The organism is Phenylobacterium sp. Root700, assembly GCF_001429025.1.
GTDB lineage: Bacteria > Pseudomonadota > Alphaproteobacteria > Caulobacterales > Caulobacteraceae > Phenylobacterium.
In genome coordinates this window covers 10825-30513 of the sequence record NZ_LMHT01000004.1, presented here as the reverse complement: position 1 = coordinate 30513, position 19689 = coordinate 10825, and the positions used below count along the sequence as shown (strand labels likewise).

The window sequence follows — 19689 nt, the reverse complement described above, 5'->3', positions numbered from 1 at the left end:
GGTCGCCCGATGAAATTTCAAAGCTTGGACGACTGCCTAAATAGCGTCGCGGCCCAGAACGAAGGCCAGCCGGAATTCCTGCAGGCGGTCACCGAGGTGATGACCAGCATCTGGCCGTTCATCGAGCGTAACCCCGTCTATGGCGAGCACGGATTGATCCATCGCCTGGTGGAGCCGGAGCGGACGATCATCTTCCGCGTGCCGTGGGTGGACGACAAAGGCCAGGTGCAGGTCAATCGCGGGTTCCGCATCCAGCACAGCTCGGCGATCGGCCCGTTCAAGGGCGGGATCCGCTTCCACCCGACGGTCAATCTGTCGGTCCTGAAGTTCCTGGCCTTCGAGCAGACCTTCAAGAACGCCCTGACGACCCTGCCGATGGGCGGCGGCAAGGGCGGGTCGAACTTCGATCCGAAGGGCCGCAGCCCCGGCGAGATGATGCGCTTCTGCCAGGCCTTCATCATTGAGCTTCATCGCCATATCGGCGCCGACACCGACGTGCCGGCCGGCGACATCGGGGTGGGCGGCCGCGAGGTCGGCTATATGGCCGGCATGATGAAGAAGCTGACCAACCGCGCCGACAGCGTCTTCACCGGCAAGGGCCTGAGCTTTGGCGGTTCGTTGATCCGGCCCGAGGCGACCGGCTACGGCACGGTCTATTTCGCCGAGGAGATGCTGAACCACGGCGGCCGCTCCATCGAGGGCCAGCGGGTCTGCGTATCCGGTTCGGGCAACGTCGCCCAGTACGCGGTGGAGAAGGCCATGCAGATGGGCGCCAAGGTGGTGACCGTCTCGGACTCCAGCGGCACGGTGATCGACGAGGACGGCTTCACGCCCGAGAAGCTGGCCGAGTTGATGGAGGTCAAGAACCACTACTTCGGCCGGGTCTCCGACTACGCCGCCAAGCTGGGCCTGCGGTTTGAGGCCGGCGTGCGGCCCTGGCACGTGCCCTGCGACGTGGCGCTGCCCTGCGCGACGCAGAACGAACTGGACGGCCATGATGCTGAAAAGCTGGTGGCCAACGGCGTGATCTGCGTGGCCGAGGGCGCCAACATGCCCTCGACCGCCGAGGCGGTGAAGGTTTTCGAGGAGGCCGGCGTGCTGTTTGGTCCCGGCAAGGCGAGCAACGCCGGCGGGGTGGCGACCTCGGGCCTGGAGATGAGCCAGAACGCCATGCGGTTGTCGTGGCCGCGCGAAGAGGTCGATCAACGCCTGCTGGAGATCATGCGCGGCATCCACGCCTCGTGCCTGCAGTACGGCAAGCGGCCGGACGGCACCGTGAGCTATGTCGACGGCGCCAACATCGCCGGCTTCGTGAAGGTCGCCGACGCCATGCGGGCGCAGGGCGTCATCTGATCGGGAGCGGACGGGGCTTGGGCCCCGTCCGCCATCCCTCAGATCGAGTAGTCGAGTTCGCCTTCCAGCCAGGCGACGATGCGCTCGGCCGCTTCCGTCGCCGACATGGCGGTGGTGTCGACGGTGATCTCGGCGTGCTCAGGCGGCTCGTAAGGGCTGTCGATGCCGGTGAAGTTCTTCAACTCGCCAGCGCGGGCCTTCTTGTAGAGGCCCTTGACGTCGCGCTGCTCGGCGACCGCCAGCGGCGTGTTCACATAGACCTCGACGAAGTCGCCCTCGGCCTGGAGATCGCGGGCCAGGCGGCGCTCGGCGCGGAACGGCGAGATGAACGAGACCAGCACGATCAGGCCGGCGTCGACCATCAGCTTGGAGACCTCGGCCACGCGGCGGATGTTCTCGACGCGATCCTCGTCGGTGAAGCCCAGGTCCTTGTTCAGGCCGTGGCGGACATTGTCGCCGTCCAGCAGGTAGGTGTGGCGACCGTCGGCGTGCAGGCGCTTCTCGACCAAGTTGGCGATGGTCGACTTGCCCGAGCCCGACAGGCCGGTCAGCCAGACGACCCGGCCGCGTTGACCCTTCAGCGCCGCGCGGCTGTTCTTGTCGACGTCCAGGGCCTGCCAGTGGATGTTCTGGCTGCGGCGCAGGGCGAAGTGCAGCATGCCCGCGCCGACCGTGCGGTTGGAAATCCGGTCGACCAGGATGAAGCCGCCCAGATCGTGGTTGTCGGTGTAGGCGTCAAACGCGATCGGCGCGTCCAGCGACAGGTTGCAGACACCGATCTCGTTGAGCTCCAGCCGTTTGGCGGCCAGGTGCTCCAGGGTGTTCACATTGATCTTGTACTTGGGCTCGGTGATCTGGGCCGAGACGGTGCGGGTTCCGAGCTTCAGCAGATAGGGACGGCCAGGCAGCATGGCCTCGTCGTCCATCCACACCACCGTCGCCTCGAACTGATCGGCGACTGGAGGCGGGGAGCCGGCTTCGGAGAGCACGTCGCCGCGCGAGATGTCGATCTCGTCGGTCAGGGTCAGGGTCACCGACTGACCGGCGACCGCCACGTCCAGATCGTCACGGAAGGTGACGATGCGCTCGACCGTGCTTTCGCGGCCCGATGGCAGGGCCTTGATCTTGTCGCCCGGACGGATCGTGCCCGACGAGATCAGGCCCGAGAAGCCGCGGAAGTCGAGGTTGGGGCGGTTGACCCACTGGACCGGCATGCGGAACGGCTTGTCCCGCAGGTCATCGTCGACCGGCAGGGTTTCCAGCAGCGGCAGCAGAGCCGGGCCGTCGTACCAGGGGGCGGCGTGGCTATGGGCGGTGATATTGTCGCCCTTCAGCGCCGACATCGGGATGGCGGTGAACTGCTTGATGCCGATCTGGTCGGCGAAGTCGCGGTACTCGGCCAGGATGGTGTCGAACACCTCCTGGCTCCAGCCGACCAGGTCCATCTTGTTGATGGCCAGGACGACGTGGCGGATGCCCAGCAGGCTGACGAGGTAGGAGTGGCGGCGCGTCTGGGTCAGCACGCCCTTGCGCGCGTCGATCAGAATGATGGCGGCGTCGGCGGTCGAGGCGCCGGTCACCATGTTGCGGGTGTACTGCTCGTGGCCGGGGGTGTCGGCGACGATGAACTTGCGCTTGTCGGTCGAGAAGAACCGGTAGGCGACGTCGATGGTGATGCCTTGCTCGCGCTCGGCGGCCAGGCCGTCGACCAGCAGGGCGAAGTCGATCTCGCCGCCCTGGGTGCCGACCTTTTTGGAGTCAGCTTCAAGGGCCGCGAGTTGGTCCTCGAAGATCATCTTTGAGTCGTAGAGCAGGCGGCCGATCAGGGTCGACTTGCCGTCGTCCACCGAGCCGCAGGTCAGGAACCGCAGCAGGCTCTTGTGCTCGTGGGCCTTGAGATAGGCCTCGATGTCTTCAGCGATGAGGTCGGATTGGTGGGCCATCAGAAATAGCCCTCCTGCTTCTTCTTCTCCATCGAGGCGGCCTGGTCGTGGTCGATCATGCGGCCCTGACGCTCGCTGGTGGTGGTGAGAAGCATCTCCTGGATGATCTCGGGCAGGGTGGCGGCGGTGCTTTCGACCGCGCCGGTCAGCGGGTAGCAGCCGAGCGTGCGGAAGCGGACCGACTTCATCTGCGGCGTTTCGCCGGGACGCAGCGGCATCCGATCGTCATCGACCATGATCAGCGCGCCGTCGCGCTCCACCACCGGCCGGACCTGCGAGAAGTACAGCGGCACGATCGGGATGTTTTCCAGGTGGATGTATTGCCAGATGTCCAACTCGGTCCAGTTGGAGATCGGGAACACCCGGACGCTTTCGCCGGGGTTCTTGCGCGCGTTGTAGAGATGCCAGAGCTCGGGGCGCTGGTTCTTCGGGTCCCAGCGATGCTGGGCCGAGCGGAACGAGAAGATGCGCTCCTTGGCGCGGGACTTCTCCTCGTCGCGACGGGCGCCGCCGAAGGCCGCGTCGAAGCCGTACTTGTCGAGCGCCTGCTTCAGGCCCTCGGTCTTCCACAGGTCGGTGTGCAGGGCCGAGCCGTGATCGAAGGGATTGATGTCCCGCTCAACCGCTTCCGGGTTCTTGTGGACCAGCAGCTCGAAGCCGAGCTCCTTGGCCATGCGCTCGCGCATTTCGTACATGGCCCGGAACTTCCAGGTCGTGTCGACGTGCAGCAGCGGGAACGGCGGCTTGGACGGATAGAAGGCCTTGGCCGCGAGATGCAGCATCACGGCCGAGTCCTTGCCGATCGAGTAGAGCATCACCGGACGCTCGGCCTCGGCCGCCACTTCGCGCATGATGTGGATGCTCTCGGCTTCCAGGCGCTGAAGATGGGTCAGGGTTTCGGGGGCGATCGCGGGCGCTGTGGCCTGCATCAGGGCTGTACCTTGCACATGAACCTCGGGGGCCGAACCCTGCTTGTAAACTAATGACGAAAAAATCCGCTCGCCCGTGTTTGGCGGCTTGCGGATTGGCCCTGAGCGACGGCTTACGGGACCCGACCGTCGATGACGATAGAGTTTTACTGACAGGGCGACGAGGAAATTGGAGCCGGCCTCGCGCAAGCCTCTGGTTTGCAGCCATGTCCGAAAACCGCGAACTGATGACGGGTCGCGTCCGAAAACCGCGAGACATGGGCGGCGCGGGGGCAGATCATCACCCGCATGGATATGGATGACGACGCCTGCTACCGCGCCTTTCAGATGCGTGACGCCCGGTTCGACGGGCGGATCTTCTGCGGCGTGAAGAGCACCGGGATCTATTGCCGGCCGATCTGCCCGGCCCGCACGCCCAAGCGCGAGAACATGACGTTCCACCGCTCCGCGGCGGCGGCCCAGGAGGCCGGGTTCAGGCCCTGCCTGAGATGCCGGCCGGAAACCTCGCCGGACCTCGGCTCCTGGCGCGGGACGTCCAACACTGTTTCGCGCGCCATGACCCTGATCGAGGCTGGGGCGATGGACACCGGCGACGTGGACGCCCTGGCCAACCGGCTGGGGGTCGGCGAACGCCAGCTTCGGCGGCTGTTCCAGCAGCATGTCGGCGCCTCGCCGGTGGCCGTGGCGCAGACTCGGCGGGTGCTGCTGGCCAAGCAACTGCTGCACGAGACGCGGATGCCGATGGCCGAGGTGGCCCTGGCCGCCGGCTTCGGCAGCGTGCGGCGGTTCAACGAGACCTTCCAGCAACTGTTTGACCGGCCGCCGGCCAAGCTGCGCCGGCTGGGCGGGGCCGAGATCGCCGCCGGCGACGGCGGGGCGGCGAGCATCCGGCTGCCCTATCGCGCGCCCTACGACTGGGACGCGATGCTGGCCTTCCTGACCGCGCGGGCCATTCCGGGCGTCGAGAGCGTCCGTGACGGCCGCTACGCGCGGACCCTGGCGTTCGGCGAAGCTCGGGGCGTGATCATGATCGAGCCGGGGGAGGGCGCCTATCTGCGCGCCACCCTGCGGTTCCCGAAGGTCCAGGTCTGGCCGGCGGTGATCGCCCGCGTGCGGCGGGTCTTTGACCTGGCGGCCGACCCGGCGGTGATCGCCGCGCACCTTTCGGAAGATCCCGATCTAGCGCCGTTGGTGGCGGCGCGTCCGGGCCTGCGGGCGCCGGGGGCGTGGGATGGTTTCGAGCTGTCGGTGCGCGCGGTGCTGGGCCAGCAGATCACCGTCCAGGCCGCGCGGGTGCTGGCAGGCAAGATTACGGCGGCCCACGGCTCGCCGCTGGAGGACGAGGCGGCGGGCAAGCTCGGCCTGACCCACTTCTTCCCGACGCCGGAACAGCTGTCGCTGATCGACGTCGAGACCCTGCCGATGCCCAGGGCACGGGGGCGGGCCCTGGTCGGCCTGGCCAACGCCGCCGCCGCCGATCCCGACCTGTTCGGAACCCGGCGCAGCCTGGATGAGGCGGTCGCGGCCTTGCGCGCCCTGCCGGGGATCGGCGAATGGACGGCGCAGTACATCGCCATGCGGGCGCTGCGCGAACCCGACGCCTTCCCCAGCGCCGACATCGGCCTGATGCGGGCGCTGGAAGGTCCTGACGGCGTGCGGCCGACCCCGGCCGAACTGCTGGCCCGCGCCGAGCGCTGGCGTCCGTGGCGGGCCTACGCCGCTTCACACCTGTGGTCCGCGGACCCCAAGAACCCCTCCGAGACCAAACATGCCAAAGCCGCCTGAAGCGCTCTATCTCGACCGCATCGCCACGCCGGTGGGCGAGGGCCTGCTGGTCACTGACGCCGAGGGATTCCTGCGGGCGTTCGACTGGACCACGCACGAGGACCGGATGCACCTGCTGCTGCGTCGGCAGAACCCGCCGACCAGCCTGAGGGCCGGGCGAGCGCCGAACGCGATCCGCGGGGCTCTCGAGACCTATTTCGCCGGCGATCTCGGCGCGCTGTCGAAGATCCGCTGGCGGACCGGCGGCACCGACTTCCAGCGCGCGGTGTGGACGGCGCTCTGCACCATCCCGGTCGGCGAGACCGTCAGTTACAAGGGGTTGGCCCGCCGGATCGGCAAGCCCAGCGCCATGCGGGCGGTGGGTCTGGCCAATGGCGCGAACCCCATCGGGATCGTCGTGCCCTGCCATCGGGTGATCGGCTCGGACGGCAGTCTCACCGGCTACGGCGGCGGCATGGACCGCAAGCAATGGCTGCTGACCCACGAGGGTGCGGCGTTCCGACGTGCGGCCTGAGCCGGATCGCAATGGGACCGGTGTTACATGACTGAAATTTCATGTTGAGGCGCGTCGCCGAAACGCGAAGGCCGTCGTATAACGTCGCTCGCTGGAATCGTATCGGACGTACGGGAGAGTTCCGATGCAGACTTTGACCGAGATCGTAGCCGCGGTGGTGGTGTCGTCGTCCGCCGCAGCCTACTCGCATTTCGGCGTCACGCTGGACGCCCAACAGGTCGACAAGCCGGTCCCCGCCGAGCGCACGGTCGCGCGGACGGTCAACCGCAGGCTGCCGACCCAGGTCTCGTCGAAGGTGGTCATCAAGGCCGCTAAGCCCGGCAAGTTGGTCCGCGAGCCCTGTCCCGAAGGCCGCGCCTCGATGCTCAAGGCCTAGCGCGGTTTCCCGTCGGCGTGGCCGACGGCGAAGATTCCCATCGATGGTGCTTTGCGTCGCCGACGTTCGTCGGTAATCCTTCGCCTTGGGCGCGAAGGCGGGGATGAGATGCGTTGTTACGCTCATTCACGCTCGCAGGATGGGAAGGCCGGCTTAGACGGGCCATGAAGATCAAAAAGCGGCACCAACCGGTTGATTTCCAATCCCTTGACGGCGAGGGCGCGGGGATCACGAACGCCGAGGCTCAGGCCGCGGCCCAGGAGGCTGACGAGGCCTTCGCCATTGCTCCGCCGCCTACGGGCGAACTGGCGGCCCCGCCGCAGTCGGCGCCTCCGCGCGCCGCCGCTTCATCGCCTGGCAAGCTCGCGGCGGCGACGTCGACGAACACGTTGGCGCATCGTCCCGAAGTCCTGCGGCCGGGGAACGACGCCGTGCCGCCAGGCTGGCCGATCTATCTGGTCGCCTTCGTCGTCTCGGTGCTGTGGGCCTGCGCCCCCATCGCCTTCGCCTGGGGGTATCGCCGGTCGGTGGCCCCGTTCGATTTCGAGCCCTTCGCGGCCTTGGTCTTCATCCTGTTGGCGATCGGTCCGGCGGCGCTGATTTGGCTGTCGGCCTATGTGGTTCGTCAGGGTCAGAAGCTTGGCGTCGAGACCAAGCGCGCCAAGGCCCTGGCCGACGAGATGGTGACCCCGGCCATGGCCGCGGGCGCTCAAACCGCCGATGTGATCCAGGCCGTGCGCGACGAGATCGTCCGCGCCGGCTCAGCCGCCCAGGAGGCGCGCGAGACCATCCTCGCCCTGCGCCAGGCCCTGGCCGCCGAAAGCGAGAAGCTGGTCGATGTGGCCGCCAATGCGGTGCGGACCGCGAGCGGCCTGACCGAAAGCCTGGGACGCGAGCGCACCGAGTTGGGCGGACTGGCCCAGGCCCTGGACAGCCAGGCGGCGGCGGTGACCGACGCCATCACCCAGCAGGCCAAGATGGTCGCCGAGGCCTCGGACCTCGCCGAGACCCAATTGCGTGAAGCCGAAGCCTCGCTGGCGGCGCGCGCCGCCGACCTGGCGGCGGCGGCCGGCGAAACCAGCGACGTGGCGCGCACCGCCGCCGACGACCTGACCCGGCATATCGCCCGCCTGGAGACCGCCGGGCTAGGCGTCACCGACCAGATCAGGGTGGTTGAGGCCGGCCTGACCGAGCAACGCGCGGGACTGGTCAGCGTGGCGCACGCGCTGCGCGCCGATCACGAGAGCTTCGCGGCCCAGGCCGAAACCCATACCGCCCAGCTTTCCGAGTTCATCGGCCAGGCCCGGCTGTCGGCCGCCGAGATGGGCGACCGCGCGGTGAAGGGCGGCGAGGCTCTGCGCCAGTTGATGAGCGAGGCCAGCGAACAGTTCCGGGAGCTGGCGGATTCCGCCAAGGCCGAACGCGACGAATTCGGGCAGTCGACCCTGCACTCGATGGAGGCGGTCTCGCAGGCCGCCGCCACTGAGCGGGCCCGGCTGGAGGAACAGACCCAGACGACGATCGCGGCCCTTACCGGCGCCGCCGAGCAGACCCGGCAGGCCGCCGAGCGGCACGCCGAGACCGCGCGCAACCAGGTCGACCAACTGTCCGAGGCCGCCTTTACCGCCGGCCAGCAGGCCAACAAGGTGTTCGAGGCCCGCCTGGATGAAGCTCGCGCCCTGATCGAGCAGTCGGCCAGGATGGTCGATGAGGCCGGTGCGACGACGATCCGCAAGCTGGACGAGGGCGCCCGCGCCGCGCGCGCCACCCTGGACGAACTGGCCGCCATGCTGGGCGCCATCGAGGACCGCGCCGTCAAGCTGCCGGCCGCGGCCCGTGGTCAGGCCGAAGAGGTTCGTCAGGCGGTTTCCGACAGCATCGACGACCTGATGGATCATGCCCGGCGCACCGCCGACGAGACCCAGGCCATCGACGAGGCGTTCCAGGATCGGGTGCGCCGCAACTACGAGATGCTCAGCGAAGCCGTCCGGCTGATGGGAACGGTCGCGAGCTCGGCCCATCTGACGCCGCCAGTTCCGCGCGAGCGTCCGGCGCGCAACACCCGACCCGCGCCGGAGCGGATCGCCGAAGCGCCGCCTGAACCGGTCTTCGTACCGCAGGCCAAGAGCGACCCGCTGCTGGACGAACTGCTGGACGCCGATGTCGAGCTCGAACTGAACGAGCCGATCCCGCCGCCGCCGACCAAGGATGCGCGCGATGCGTCCCGCCCGCGCCTGCGGCTCACCCCCACGGCGACCGACGCCGAGTTCTCGACGGTCTTCGAGCAGGCCGGCGGACGCAGCGAGGAGCCGAGCAGCGAGGGTTGGACCTGGAAGGATCTGCTGTCCTCCATCGATGAGGCCGAAGAGCCGGAACCGGCGCCGGAGCCGGAACCTGAAGTCCAGCACGCGCCGCTGGAGGAGGTCCTGGCCGCCGAGATCGGCGCGATGGGCATCGACCCGACCGCGCTGTTGCCGCGTACCCGGCTGCATGAGATCGCCGCGATTCTGCAGGCCCAGGACGCCGAAGGCGGACGCGAGGTGGTGCGCAAGCTGGCGCCGGCCGCCACCCGTCGTCTGGCGCGCCGGCTGTTCACCGACGAGGCGTTGAAGCGTCAGGTCGTGCAGTATCTCGGCCGCTATCACGGTCTGCTGGAAGACGCCGCCGAGCGCGATCAAGGGGGCATTCTGGTGGAGACCTTGCTGAACTCCGAAGCCGGACGGACCTACCTGCTGTTCGACGCGGCGGCCGGCGATCTGACTTGACGGCGAGCCTCACCGTCCGTGACGAGCACTGGCCGCTGGCTAGCGCTTTCGTCATCGCGCGGGGGGCGAAGACCGAGGCCCATGTCCTCGTGGTCGAGATCAGCCAGGACGGCGCGATCGGGCGCGGCGAGGCGGTCCCCTATGGGCGCTACGGCCAGACCATGGACGGCGAGGTGGCGCGGGTCGAGGCGCTGAGGGGCGCCATTGAGGGCGGTCTCTCGCGGCAGGCCTTGCAGGACCTGGCCCCGGCCGGCGCCGCGCGCAACGCCGTCGACTGCGCGCTCTGGGACCTGGAGGCCAAGCTCTCCGGCGTTCCAGCCTGGAAGCACGCAGGCCGGCCGCGGCTCGACCCGGTGAAGACCTGCTACACCATCAGCCTGGATACGCCCGAAGCCATGGCCCAGGCCGCACGGATGGCGGCGCGGCGTCCATTCTTGAAGCTGAAGATCGGCGGGGCTGACGATCTTGACCGCGTGATCGCGGTGCGGGCCGCCGCGCCCAAGGCCCGGCTGGTGGTCGACGCCAACGAGGGGCTGGAGTTCGAGGATCTGAAGCGCCTGGCGGGCGACTTCGCGCGGCTCGACGTGAAGATGATCGAGCAGCCTTTGAAGGCCGAGGAGGACGGGGCGCTGGAGGGCTACGAGAGCCCGGTGGTGCTGTGCGCCGACGAGAGCCTGCACACCCGCGCCGATCTGGCGGTCTGCGCGCGCCGCTACGGCGCGGTGAACGTGAAGCTCGACAAGGCCGGGGGGCTGACCGAGGCGCTGATGGTCGTGGCGCAGGCGCGGGCGCTGGGCTTGCAGGTGATGGCCGGCTGCATGGTGGCGACCTCGCTGTCCATGGCGCCGGCGATGATCATCGCCCAGGGCGCCGACGTGGTCGATCTGGACGGGCCGTTGCTGCTGGCCAGGGATCGTAAGCCTGGACTGGTCTTTGACGGCGCGCTGATTCACCCGACGCCGGTCGAGCTTTGGGGCTAGGGTGGAGCCTTCCTCCGGCGGCGGCGTTTGGGCGTGATGGCGGACGACAAGGACAAGGCGCATAGCGCGTGGCGCGCGGCCGAACGCATCAAGCTGCTTTCGGACCGCTTGATCGGCGTGGGACCGATCGGCATCGGCCTGGACGGCGTGCTGTCCTGGGTGCCGGTGGCCGGCACGGTCTACAGCGTCGGGGCCGGCGGATTGCTGCTGGCGCACGGGATTTCCGCCGGCGCCTCGCTGGCGACCCTGGCGCGGATGGCCGCCTATATCGCCCTCGACTCGGCGGCCTCGGTGCCGCCGGTCGTGGGGTGGGCGATCGACACACTGTTCCCCGGCCACCTGATGGCGGCCAAGGCGCTCCAGAAGGACATCGAGGCCCGGCACGGGCCTTCGGAACTTCCGCCCCACTGGCGACGCATGACCAAGGCCAAGAAGAGCGCGCGGGTCCGCGTCTAGGCCGCTGAGCGGAACACTTCCGGCGGCAAGGTGGCGCGCATGCTGGGGCGTTCCGCCATTCTCGCTAACCACGCTCCTAGCGCCGTGCCGCCCAGCAGGTCCTGGCCCTCCGGCGTTTGGGCCAGATAGTCGAGTTGTGGCGCGATCATCAGGTCGGCGAGCGACAGGGAGTCCCCGGCCAGGAAGATCTGATCGTCCAGCAGGCGGTCCAACTCGGCGATGCAGGTGCGGGCCTTCGGCATGGCCTGCGCGATAGCCGCCTCGTCCGGCGTCAGCCCCATCAGGACCGGGCCGATGATCCGTTGGAAGACGATGGCGGCCGAGACGTCTGGAAAGAGGTACCAGTCGTTGACGCCCATGATCTGGTCCATGCGTCCGGCGGCGCGCGGGTCGACCGGTTGCAGGTGCGCGCCGGGCACGACGGCGTCGATGTAGCGCAAGATCGCCTGGGTCTCGTAGAGCCGGAAATCGCCGTGGTCGATCACCGGGATGCGGGCGAAGGGATGGCGCTGACGATGCGCATCGCTCTGGTGCTCGCCCATCTCCAGGCTGTGGATCCGGTAGGGCGCGTTCTTCTCCTCCAGGGCCAGCATGACGCTGCGGCCATAGGGACTGCCGGGGACGGTGTAGACGACGAACTCGGACATGGCGGTTTCCTCCTTCTGAGACCTCTGGGCTGATCAGGCGTTGGCGGCGTCGGCGAAGAGTTCGAGCACGCGGCCCCAACCGTTCGGCGAGCCGACGGAGTCGGCGACCTTCTGGGCGTCCTCGCCGTAGCGTTCCAACAGGCGATGCTCGAGCTCGACGCGGGTGCGACCATCGTCCTGCGGGGTGAAGAGGACTTCGACCTCGGTGACGAGGGTGGGATCGAACCTGTGCTGAGCGTCGAGCTGCCAGGCGAGGAGCAGGCGCGATGGCGGCTCCCAGGCGAGGACGTGGCCCCAGTCGGCCTCCGAGCCGTCCTCGCCGATTTCATACCAGCGGCCGCCTTGTCGGGGTTCAAGTACGTTGGCCTTGTAGGGCGCGGCGCCGATGTGGTGGGTCGATGGCCACCATCGGCCGATGTCGCTGGTGAAGATGCGGAAGGCGCGCTCTTGGGAGGCCTTGACCGTCACGGCGCGGCGGATAGGGGCGGGCTTGATCTGAACCGTCATCACTCGTCGTCCTGTTCGTTGGATTGGCGTTCGACCTCGGCGGCGTAGGCGTCGAGCGCCACGGCCCAGAACTGATCGAGCCAGGCGCGCAGCGCGCCGAGCCCCTTGGGGTCGATCTGATAGACCCGGCGCGTCCCCTCGGCCCGGTCGTTCACGAGACCTGCCTCCTTGAGCACCTTCAGATGCTGCGACACCGCCGGCCGGCTGACGGGCAGCCCGCGGGCCAACTCGCCGACCGGCGCGGGCCCCGCCGACAGCCGCTCGAACACCTGGCGGCGGGTCGGATCGGCGAGGGCGGCGAAGGCTGCTGCATGGTAAGTCATGACTAACGATAAGTCATGACTTACGGATGAGTCAAGGAGCGCCTCGACGACTGTCCATTGATGATCGATGCTCGGCCTTGCGCGTTCCACTGGTTGGAGACGGCCGGCCCCGACAGCGCCGCGCGCTCGGCACAGGAGGGATGAGATGTTCAAGCACGTGAAGTTCTCGGGCCTGCCGGTCAGCGATCAAGACCGGGCCGTGGCCTTTTATCGCGACCTGATGGGCCTGACTCTGGCGACCGACCAGCAGTATGGCAGCGGCTGGCGCTGGATCGAGCTGGAGATCCCCGGCTCGCCGACCCGCATCCTGTTTGAACGCCGCCTAGATGAGGCGCCGGGCGAGCAGCCGAGCCTGAACATCGTGGTCGAGAACGTGGACACGGCCTACGCGGCCCTGCTCGCCAAGGGCGTGGTCTTCGACCAGGATCCGATCGACGCGCCCTGGGCGCCGGGCGAGCGTTACGCGCTGCTGCGCGACAGCGAGGGCAACCTGATCCTGATCGGATCAGGTTGAGCCGCTAGGCCTTCTCCAGCTGGGCGTAGCCCATCTGTTCGTTCAGGCGTTCCATGACCTCGATGGCGGCCTCTGAAACCACCGTGCCCGGCGTGAAGATGGCGGCGACGCCGGCGTCCTTCAGGGCCTGGAAGTCCTCAGGCGGGATCACCCCGCCGACCACCACCAGGATGTCGGAGCGGCCGAGCTTGGCCAGTTCGTCCTTCAGTTCCGGCACCAGGGTCAGGTGACCGGCCGCCAGGGAGCTGGCGCCGACCACGTGGACGCCCTCCTTCACGGCCTGGGCCGCAGCCTCGGCCGGGGTCTGGAAGAGGTTGCCGATATCGACCTGGAAGCCGAGGTCGGCGAAGCCGGAGGCGATCACCTTCTGGCCGCGGTCGTGGCCGTCCTGGCCCATCTTGGCGACCAGCACGCGGGGCTTGCGGCCGTCGGCCTGCAGGAAGGCCCCGGTCATCGCCTTGGCGCGTTCGGCCTGGGGCGTGGTTCCAGCTTCGCGCAGATAGACGCCGGTGACCGCGAAGGCCTCGGCGGCGTGGCGGTTGAAGACCTTTTCCAGGGCCAGGCTGATTTCGCCGACCGTGGCCTTGGCGCGGGCGGCGTTGACCGACAGCTCCAGCAGATTGCCGTTTCCACGCGCGCCGTTGGTCAGGGCGGTGAGGGCGGACTCGACCTCTTGGGGGTTCCGCTCGGCGCGCAGGCGGGCGAGCTTTTCGAGCTGGCGTTCGCGCACAGCGCTGTTGTCCACCTTCAGCATCGGGATTTCGTCGGCGCCTTCGGGGCGATAGCGGTTCACCCCGATCAGGCTCTGACGGCCGGCGTCGATGCGCGCCTGGGTGCGGGCCGAGGCTTCCTCGATCCGGCGCTTGGGCAGGCCTTCCTCGATGGCCTTGGTCATGCCGCCCAGGGCCTCGACCTCGGCGATGTGCTCCAGGGCGCGGGCGGCGAGGTCGGCGGTCAGGCGCTCGACATAGTAGGAGCCGCCCCAGGGATCGATGACCCGGGTCTGGCCGCTCTCGAGCTGCAGGAACAGCTGGGTGTTGCGGGCGATGCGGGCCGAGAAGTCGGTGGGAAGAGCCAGGGCTTCGTCAAGCGAGTTGGTGTGCAGGCTCTGGGTCTGGCCGCCGGTCGCCGCGATCGCTTCGACCAGGGTGCGGGGCACGTTGTTGTAGACGTCGTGGGCCGCGAGGCTCCAGCCGCTGGTCTGGGTGTGGGCGCGCAGGGACAGGGAGCGGGAGTCCTTCGGGTCGAACTCGTCCTTCATGAGCTTGGCCCAGAGCAGGCGGCCGGCGCGCTGCTTGGCGATCTCCATGAAGGCGTTCATGCCCGCGTTCCAGAAGAACGACAGGCGCGGGGCGAACTGGTCGACGGTCATGCCGGCGGCGACGCCGGCGCGGACATATTCGATGCCGTCGGCCAGGGTGTAGGCGAGCTCCAGGTCCAGCGTCGCGCCGGCTTCCTGGATGTGATAGCCGCTGATCGAGATCGAGTTGAACTTCGGCATTTCGCGCGAAGTATATGAAAAGATGTCGGAAATGATCCGCATCGAGGGCGCAGGCGGATAGATGTAGGTGTTCCGGACCAGGAACTCCTTGAGGATGTCGTTCTGGATCGTGCCCGACAGCTTGTCGTGGCTGACGCCCTGTTCCTCGGCCGCGACGATGTAGAGCGCCAGGATCGGCAGCACCGCGCCGTTCATGGTCATCGACACGCTCATCTTGTCGAGCGGGATGCCGTCGAACAGCGTGCGCATGTCGAAGATGGAGTCGATGGCCACGCCGGCCATGCCGACATCGCCCTTAACGCGCGGGTGGTCGCTGTCATAGCCGCGGTGGGTGGCCAGGTCGAAGGCGACCGACAGCCCCATCTGGCCGGCGGCGAGGTTGCGCCGATAGAAGGCGTTGGAATCCTCGGCCGTGGAGAAGCCCGCATACTGGCGGATCGTCCACGGATTGGTCAGGTACATGGTCGGGTAGGGCCCGCGCAGGAACGGCGCGAGGCCCGGATAGCCCGAGGCCAGGCCCTCGACGTCGGCCGGACCATAGGAGGGCTTCACCGCCACGCCTTCCGGCGTGTCCCACAGGTCGCCCGAGGCGACGGCGCGAACGCCGGCGGTGGCGTCGGTGTCGAAGGGCAGGGTCGCGAAGTCGGGGAACTTGCTCATCGGGCGGCCTCGTGGGGCTCGGCGAGACGCACGGGCGTCAGCGGCAGGCAATGGCCGTCGGGGCCCGGCAGTCGGGTGGATGGCGCGTCGACCGTTCTCGGCGCGGGCTGCTGCACCTCGACGGGGGCGTCCTGGGTCGGGGGGAAGGCGGTGACGCCGACGATCTTCGGCGGGCCGGCGGCGTCACGCGCGGCGACGACGACGGCGACCTGGGCGGCGACGTGGCCCGAGGCGAGGGTGGCGATCAGGCCGCCGGCCGTTTCGATGGCCTGGAACTGCGCCCAGGCGGCGCGGGCCATCTCGTCGGTCAGGGCCTCGACATAGCCGGAGCCGGCGGCGGGATCGGAGACGCGGCCCAGATGGGCTTCCTCCATCAACACCAACTGGGCGTTGCGGCTCTGACGGCGAGCGAACTCGGTGGGCAGGCCCAGGGCGTCGGTGAAGGCGCCCAGCACCACCGCGTCGGCGCCCCCGACCGCGGCGCCGAACGCCGCCGAGGTCAGGCGCAGCATGTTGGTCCAGGGATCCTGGGCGGCCAGCATCCGATGCGAGGAGCGGGCCTCGATGCGAGCGGGCGCCTCGACGCCGCAGGCGGTGACGAGGCGCGTCCAGAGCAGGCGCGCGGCGCGGTGCTTGGCCAGGGTCGCGAAATAGTCGGCGTCGGCGGAAAGCCCGAGATGGATGGCGGCGAACGCCTCGGCCATCGGCAGGCCGGCGCGGACCAGGGCCTTGGCGTAGGTTAGGGCGCTGGCCAGCATGAAGGCCAGTTCGCCGGCCTCGCCGCCGCCGGCCTCGTGCACGACCCGGCCCGAGGCCAGGAACAGGCCCGCCTTCGGATAGGTGGCGATCAGCCGCGCGCCGACCGTGGCGGCGGACACCACGTGGCTCTCGATCGGCCCCGGGCTGGCGCCGGCGCGGGCGAAGGCGCTCAAGGGATCGAGGTGGAAAGAGAGCAGGGCGGTTGGCGAGTTCTTGGCCGCGGCCGCCAGCCAGTCGGCGGCCTTGGGGCCGAGGAAGCCGGCGTCCAGGGCCACCGGGGCGAATTCCAGCATCACGCCGTCGAGCGCGCGGCTCAGCTCCTCGGCCGAACCGATGGCGACGCCTTGTTCGCCGGTCGGATCGATGACCAGGAGGGCCGAGGCGGCCCCGCCCTCCAGGTCGGCCAACAGCTCGACATTGGCGCGGGCGAGATCGGGATGGGCGACGATTGTGCGGATGTCCCATGGCCGCTCAGCGTCGTGGGGCCTGGGGACGAAGCTCGGGGCGGCGGTTTCCCCGTCATAGAGCGGGGCGATCGGCAGCCCTTCCAGCGTGGTGCGCTGGAGGCTCTCGAAGGGCGCGCCCTTGAGGGTCTTTTCCACCAGGGCGCGCCATTCGGTCACGGTGGCGGAGGGGAAGTCGCTGAGGGTCTTTGAGATGTCGCTCATTGAGCGTCATTGGGCCGTCTCCGCGCGGCCCGTCAAGTTCACGCGAGGTCACGACCGAGGGGTGCTTGCATGGCCGATTGGTTTGTGTGTACGCTGTAAAGATTAGATCGACGCCATTCAAAGGACGACCATCCATGGCCCTGCCTCCCGTTCTCGCCGAGCGCCTGCGTATTCCGGTCATCGGTTCGCCGCTCTTCATCATCTCCGGTCCCGAGCTGGTGATCGCGCAGTGCAAGGCAGGCGTGGTGGGCTCGTTCCCGGCGCTGAACGCGCGGCCGGTGAGCCAACTGGACGAATGGCTGGCGCAGATCACCGAGGAACTGGCCGCCTGGGACGCCAAGAACCCCGACCGCCTGTCGGCGCCGTTCGCGATGAACCAGATCGTTCACAAGACCAACGACCGCCTGGAGCAGGATGTCGAGATGGCGGTGAAGTACAAGGTTCCGATCACCATCACCTCGCTGGGCGCGCGCGAAGATGTGAACCAGGCGATCCATTCCTATGGCGGCATCGTGCTGCACGACGTTATCAATGACCGCTTCGCCCGCAAGGCGGTGGAGAAGGGCGCTGACGGCCTAATCCCAGTGGCGGCCGGCGCCGGCGGTCACGCCGGGCATCTGTCGCCCTTCGCCCTGGTGCAGGAGCTGCGCGAGTGGTTCGAAGGCCCGATCGCGCTGTCGGGCTCCATCGCCAACGGCGCCGCGGTGCTGGGCGCCCAGGCCATGGGCGCGGACCTGGCCTATATCGGCTCGGCCTTCATCGCCACGCAGGAAGCCCGCGCCATGGAGGGCTACAAGGAGATGATCGTGGCCTCGCGCGGCGACGACATCGTCTATTCGAACCTCTTCACCGGCGTGCACGGCAACTATCTGCGTCCGTCCATCGAGGCGGCGGGCCTGGATCCCGACAACCTGCCGGAAGCTGATCCGTCGAAGATGAACTTCGGCTCGGGCGGCAACCAGAAGGCCAAGGCCTGGAAGGACATCTGGGGCTGCGGCCAAGGCATCGGCGCGGTGAAGGAAATCCCCACCGCCGGCCAGTTGGTCGACCGTCTGGCGGCCGAGTACGAAGCGGCCAAGGCGGCCCTGGCGGCCAAGACCTCGCTGACCCGCGGCAGCGCCCTGGCGATGGCGGCGGAGTAACCTTACCCGCCGGGATTCGGCTTGCGGTTGGTCGTGAGGGGCCTGCACTCTGCCTTACCTTAGGTGGAGGAGCCCATGTCGCGACTGCGCGTCCACTTTGCGACCAACCGCAACCACCTGTCCGACAACAAGTTCGAGATCTTCGGCAAGGCCTTCAACCCCGACGGGGTGGCGGCGCTGAGGTACGGCTACGCCGATTTCGACGACGGCCCGCGCCCGACGGCCGTCGAGGTCTACCCGGAGGAAGCCGACGAGAACGGCTTCAAGGTCAAGGGTAGCGACCGCTTCCTACGCGACCTGCACCAGTGCATGGCGGGCGACCACTCCGACACCCTGGTCTTCATCCACGGTTTTAATGTCAGCTTCATCGGCGCCCTCGCGGCCGGCGCGGACCTGGCGAGGGAGGTGCGGATCGACGGGCGGGCGCTGAACGTGGTGGTGTTCAGCTGGCCCTCGGACGGGGCGATGATCCCGCTGATGTCTTACTACAGCGACCGTGAGGACGCGCGCGCCTCGGGGGCGGCGCTGGCTCGCGCATATCTCCGGCTCAAAACCTTCGTCACCGAGGAACTGGGGCCGAACGATTACTGCCAGCGGCAACTGCACCTGCTGGCCCACAGCATGGGCGTCTACGTGCTGCGCAACGGGCTGCAGGCGGTGGTGTCCAAGGAGCCGCGCAGCCTGGTGCGGCTGTTCGATCAGATCCTGCTGGCTGCGCCCGACGAGGACGACGACTGCTTCGAGAAGGACGATAAGCTCAAGCTGCTGCCCTATATGGGCCGTCAGGTGACGGTCTATTTCAACCCGCGCGACCGGGCGCTGCTGATCTCCGACAAGACCAAGGCCAATCCCGACCGCCTGGGCTCGGACGGGCCGCGGCTGGTGGACCTGCTGCCCAAGAAGGTGGTGCTGGTGGACTGTCGCAACATCGCCTCGGGGGCCGACGAGCTTTCGCAGCACAGCTACTACATCAACAGCCGTGCGGTTTCGCAGGACATCGCCGCGGTGATGCTGGGGCTCGAGCCGGACATGATCCTCAACCGTGAGTTCCTGTTGGCCAAGCGGGCCTGGCGGCTGGTCGGGGAACTGACCTAGCCGCCGAGCGCCGAGGTTTGGCGCATCCAACCGGCGGCTCGAGACTTAATGCAGGGTGGCGGGCGCCGTCCGTCGTCGCGGAGAGCCTGCCTTGCTGAGAAACTTGGTCGTCGCGGGATCTGCGGCTTTGGCGCTGTGCGCGTGTGACAAACCTGAGGACTTCCTGCCGAAACAGTCCGTGGCCGCCGGCGTGAGGGCGCCCTCGAGCCTCGACACCTTGGCGCTGCGGGCGGCGCTTCAGCCTTGCGAAAGGGCGATGGAGGCGGGGAGCGAAGAGATCGCCGCGATAGCCGTGAACAAGCCGGCCTTGGCGGAGCGTCCGTTGATCCTGAATGTTCGGGAGGTCTGCGCGAGCGCGGCGCAAAAGGTCGCCGGCCTGCGGATATGGGGGCGGCTGAAGGACCCGTGCGTGCGTGCGGTCACCGCGCGGGAGATCGTGGCCGTCGGGGCGCTGGACATCATGGATGCGAAGGCGGGCGCGCTGGGCGTCGAGGCCCTGCGCAACAAGATCGCCGATCAGGCCGCCGCGTCGCGGGCCTGCGCGGGCGAGATCCTGGTCGCCGAGGCGGGCGAGGCGCCGCCCGTGGCCGCGGCGAACTGAGGCCGCAAACGAAAACGGCGGGAAGGTTTCCCTTCCCGCCGCCGCCGCTGAGCGCGCGAGGCGCGCCCGAGGTCGTCTTAGCGGAACAGTCCCATGATGATGCTCGAGGACTGGTTGGCGATGGATAGGGCCTGAACGCCAAGCTGTTGCTTGGTTTGCAGGGCCTGCAGC

General features: G+C 68.4%; 18 protein-coding genes and 1 pseudogene. 11 read left to right on the top strand and 8 right to left on the bottom strand.

Annotated features, from left to right (window positions below):
• Nucleotides 1-9 precede the first annotated feature (9 nt).
• Nucleotides 10-1353 (top strand): NADP-specific glutamate dehydrogenase, encoded by a 1344-nt coding sequence (gene gdhA / locus ASE02_RS00720; protein ID WP_056730175.1) that lies wholly within the window; start codon nucleotides 10-12, stop codon nucleotides 1351-1353.
• Nucleotides 1354-1391: 38 nt separating this feature from the next.
• On the opposite strand, the gene cysN is transcribed toward gdhA, so the two are convergent.
• Both cysN and cysD read right to left on the bottom strand, forming a co-directional pair.
• On the bottom strand, nucleotides 1392-3296 hold the full coding sequence (gene cysN, locus ASE02_RS00715; protein WP_056730173.1) for a sulfate adenylyltransferase subunit CysN: 1905 nt from the start codon (nucleotides 3294-3296) through the stop codon (nucleotides 1392-1394).
• Entirely contained in the window at nucleotides 3296-4225 is a 930-nt protein-coding gene (cysD, locus tag ASE02_RS00710) for a sulfate adenylyltransferase subunit CysD (protein ID WP_056730172.1), read from the bottom strand. Before cysD ends, cysN begins: the two co-directional genes overlap by 1 nt.
• Nucleotides 4226-4513: 288 nt before the next feature.
• Between cysD and ASE02_RS00705 the strand changes: the two genes are divergently transcribed.
• From ASE02_RS00705 to ASE02_RS00680, 6 genes are all read left to right on the top strand, one after another.
• A complete protein-coding gene (locus tag ASE02_RS00705; protein ID WP_056730170.1) occupies nucleotides 4514-6010 on the top strand; it encodes an AlkA N-terminal domain-containing protein in 1497 nt (498 codons plus the stop codon).
• Nucleotides 5994-6524: a methylated-DNA--[protein]-cysteine S-methyltransferase gene (locus tag ASE02_RS00700; RefSeq protein WP_056730168.1), complete on the top strand. Its 531-nt coding sequence runs from the start codon at nucleotides 5994-5996 to the stop codon at nucleotides 6522-6524. Before ASE02_RS00705 ends, ASE02_RS00700 begins: the two co-directional genes overlap by 17 nt.
• A 124-nt stretch (nucleotides 6525-6648) precedes the next feature.
• The gene (locus ASE02_RS00695) at nucleotides 6649-6900 is read left to right on the top strand and encodes a hypothetical protein (protein ID WP_056730167.1); all 252 of its coding nucleotides are present in this window, start codon (nucleotides 6649-6651) and stop codon (nucleotides 6898-6900) included.
• Nucleotides 6901-7064: 164 nt separating this feature from the next.
• Nucleotides 7065-9665, top strand: coding sequence for a methyl-accepting chemotaxis protein (locus ASE02_RS00690; protein WP_056730165.1), 2601 nt, complete (start codon nucleotides 7065-7067; stop codon nucleotides 9663-9665).
• Entirely contained in the window at nucleotides 9662-10645 is a 984-nt protein-coding gene (dgcA, locus tag ASE02_RS00685) for an N-acetyl-D-Glu racemase DgcA (protein ID WP_056730163.1), read from the top strand. The genes ASE02_RS00690 and dgcA overlap by 4 nt, the downstream gene beginning before the upstream one ends.
• Before the next feature lie 36 nt (nucleotides 10646-10681).
• A complete protein-coding gene (locus tag ASE02_RS00680) occupies nucleotides 10682-11101 on the top strand; it encodes a DUF4112 domain-containing protein (RefSeq protein WP_056730161.1) in 420 nt (139 codons plus the stop codon).
• On the opposite strand, the gene ASE02_RS00675 is transcribed toward ASE02_RS00680, so the two are convergent.
• From ASE02_RS00675 to ASE02_RS00665, 3 genes are read right to left on the bottom strand one after another with little or no spacing between them, the layout of a single operon-like run.
• The gene (locus ASE02_RS00675; protein ID WP_056730159.1) at nucleotides 11098-11748 is read right to left on the bottom strand and encodes a glutathione S-transferase family protein; all 651 of its coding nucleotides are present in this window, start codon (nucleotides 11746-11748) and stop codon (nucleotides 11098-11100) included. The genes ASE02_RS00680 and ASE02_RS00675 overlap by 4 nt on opposite strands.
• Nucleotides 11749-11781: 33 nt before the next feature.
• Complete coding sequence (locus ASE02_RS00670; RefSeq protein ID WP_056730157.1) at nucleotides 11782-12255, bottom strand: SRPBCC family protein; 474 nt, start codon at nucleotides 12253-12255, stop codon at nucleotides 11782-11784.
• A complete protein-coding gene (locus ASE02_RS00665) occupies nucleotides 12255-12578 on the bottom strand; it encodes a helix-turn-helix transcriptional regulator (protein ID WP_056730155.1) in 324 nt (107 codons plus the stop codon). Before ASE02_RS00665 ends, ASE02_RS00670 begins: the two co-directional genes overlap by 1 nt.
• A 145-nt stretch (nucleotides 12579-12723) precedes the next feature.
• Between ASE02_RS00665 and ASE02_RS00660 the strand changes: the two genes are divergently transcribed.
• Nucleotides 12724-13092 carry a VOC family protein gene (locus tag ASE02_RS00660; RefSeq protein ID WP_056730153.1) on the top strand — a complete coding sequence of 123 codons (369 nt, stop codon included), beginning with the start codon at nucleotides 12724-12726 and terminating at the stop codon, nucleotides 13090-13092.
• A gap of 4 nt (nucleotides 13093-13096) precedes the next feature.
• Here the strand turns inward: ASE02_RS00660 and scpA are convergent, their stop codons facing one another.
• Together scpA and ASE02_RS00650 are read right to left on the bottom strand one after the other, a co-directional pair.
• Nucleotides 13097-15253, bottom strand: coding sequence for a methylmalonyl-CoA mutase (gene scpA, locus ASE02_RS00655; RefSeq protein ID WP_056730151.1), 2157 nt, complete (start codon nucleotides 15251-15253; stop codon nucleotides 13097-13099).
• A complete protein-coding gene (locus ASE02_RS00650; RefSeq protein WP_056730149.1) occupies nucleotides 15250-16680 on the bottom strand; it encodes a methylmalonyl-CoA mutase family protein in 1431 nt (476 codons plus the stop codon). The genes scpA and ASE02_RS00650 overlap by 4 nt, the downstream gene beginning before the upstream one ends.
• Nucleotides 16681-16814: 134 nt before the next feature.
• Here ASE02_RS00650 and ASE02_RS00645 point away from each other — a divergent pair, with 134 nt between their 5' ends.
• The 3 genes from ASE02_RS00645 (at nucleotide 16815) to ASE02_RS00635 (ending at nucleotide 19518) form a co-directional block, all read left to right on the top strand.
• Nucleotides 16815-17822 (top strand): nitronate monooxygenase family protein, encoded by a 1008-nt coding sequence (locus ASE02_RS00645; protein WP_056730147.1) that lies wholly within the window; start codon nucleotides 16815-16817, stop codon nucleotides 17820-17822.
• Between the two features lie 75 nt (nucleotides 17823-17897).
• A complete protein-coding gene (locus ASE02_RS00640) occupies nucleotides 17898-18917 on the top strand; it encodes an alpha/beta hydrolase (RefSeq protein ID WP_056730145.1) in 1020 nt (339 codons plus the stop codon).
• A 178-nt stretch (nucleotides 18918-19095) separates the two neighbouring features.
• Nucleotides 19096-19518: a hypothetical protein gene (locus tag ASE02_RS00635; protein WP_235536549.1), complete on the top strand. Its 423-nt coding sequence runs from the start codon at nucleotides 19096-19098 to the stop codon at nucleotides 19516-19518.
• A 77-nt stretch (nucleotides 19519-19595) separates the two neighbouring features.
• Here the strand turns inward: ASE02_RS00635 and ASE02_RS22180 are convergent.
• Nucleotides 19596-19689, bottom strand: a pseudogene (locus ASE02_RS22180) (flagellin); the annotation flags it as partial.

Bases quoted from the DNA above. Each gene is read 5' to 3' on its own strand.
- gdhA (WP_056730175.1), top strand. From the start codon at position 10: ATGAAATTTCAAAGCTTGGACGACTGCCTAAATAGCGTCGCGGCCCAG.
- cysN (WP_056730173.1), bottom strand. From the start codon at position 3,296: ATGGCCCACCAATCCGACCTCATCGCTGAAGACATCGAGGCCTATCTC.
- cysD (WP_056730172.1), bottom strand. From the start codon at position 4,225: ATGCAGGCCACAGCGCCCGCGATCGCCCCCGAAACCCTGACCCATCTT.
- ASE02_RS00705 (WP_056730170.1), top strand. From the start codon at position 4,514: ATGGATATGGATGACGACGCCTGCTACCGCGCCTTTCAGATGCGTGAC.
- ASE02_RS00700 (WP_056730168.1), top strand. From the start codon at position 5,994: ATGCCAAAGCCGCCTGAAGCGCTCTATCTCGACCGCATCGCCACGCCG.
- ASE02_RS00695 (WP_056730167.1), top strand. From the start codon at position 6,649: ATGCAGACTTTGACCGAGATCGTAGCCGCGGTGGTGGTGTCGTCGTCC.
- ASE02_RS00690 (WP_056730165.1), top strand. From the start codon at position 7,065: ATGAAGATCAAAAAGCGGCACCAACCGGTTGATTTCCAATCCCTTGAC.
- ASE02_RS00680 (WP_056730161.1), top strand. From the start codon at position 10,682: ATGGCGGACGACAAGGACAAGGCGCATAGCGCGTGGCGCGCGGCCGAA.
- ASE02_RS00675 (WP_056730159.1), bottom strand. From the start codon at position 11,748: ATGTCCGAGTTCGTCGTCTACACCGTCCCCGGCAGTCCCTATGGCCGC.
- ASE02_RS00670 (WP_056730157.1), bottom strand. From the start codon at position 12,255: ATGACGGTTCAGATCAAGCCCGCCCCTATCCGCCGCGCCGTGACGGTC.
- ASE02_RS00665 (WP_056730155.1), bottom strand. From the start codon at position 12,578: ATGACTTACCATGCAGCAGCCTTCGCCGCCCTCGCCGATCCGACCCGC.
- ASE02_RS00660 (WP_056730153.1), top strand. From the start codon at position 12,724: ATGTTCAAGCACGTGAAGTTCTCGGGCCTGCCGGTCAGCGATCAAGAC.
- scpA (WP_056730151.1), bottom strand. From the start codon at position 15,253: ATGAGCAAGTTCCCCGACTTCGCGACCCTGCCCTTCGACACCGACGCC.
- ASE02_RS00650 (WP_056730149.1), bottom strand. From the start codon at position 16,680: ATGAGCGACATCTCAAAGACCCTCAGCGACTTCCCCTCCGCCACCGTG.
- ASE02_RS00645 (WP_056730147.1), top strand. From the start codon at position 16,815: ATGGCCCTGCCTCCCGTTCTCGCCGAGCGCCTGCGTATTCCGGTCATC.
- ASE02_RS00640 (WP_056730145.1), top strand. From the start codon at position 17,898: ATGTCGCGACTGCGCGTCCACTTTGCGACCAACCGCAACCACCTGTCC.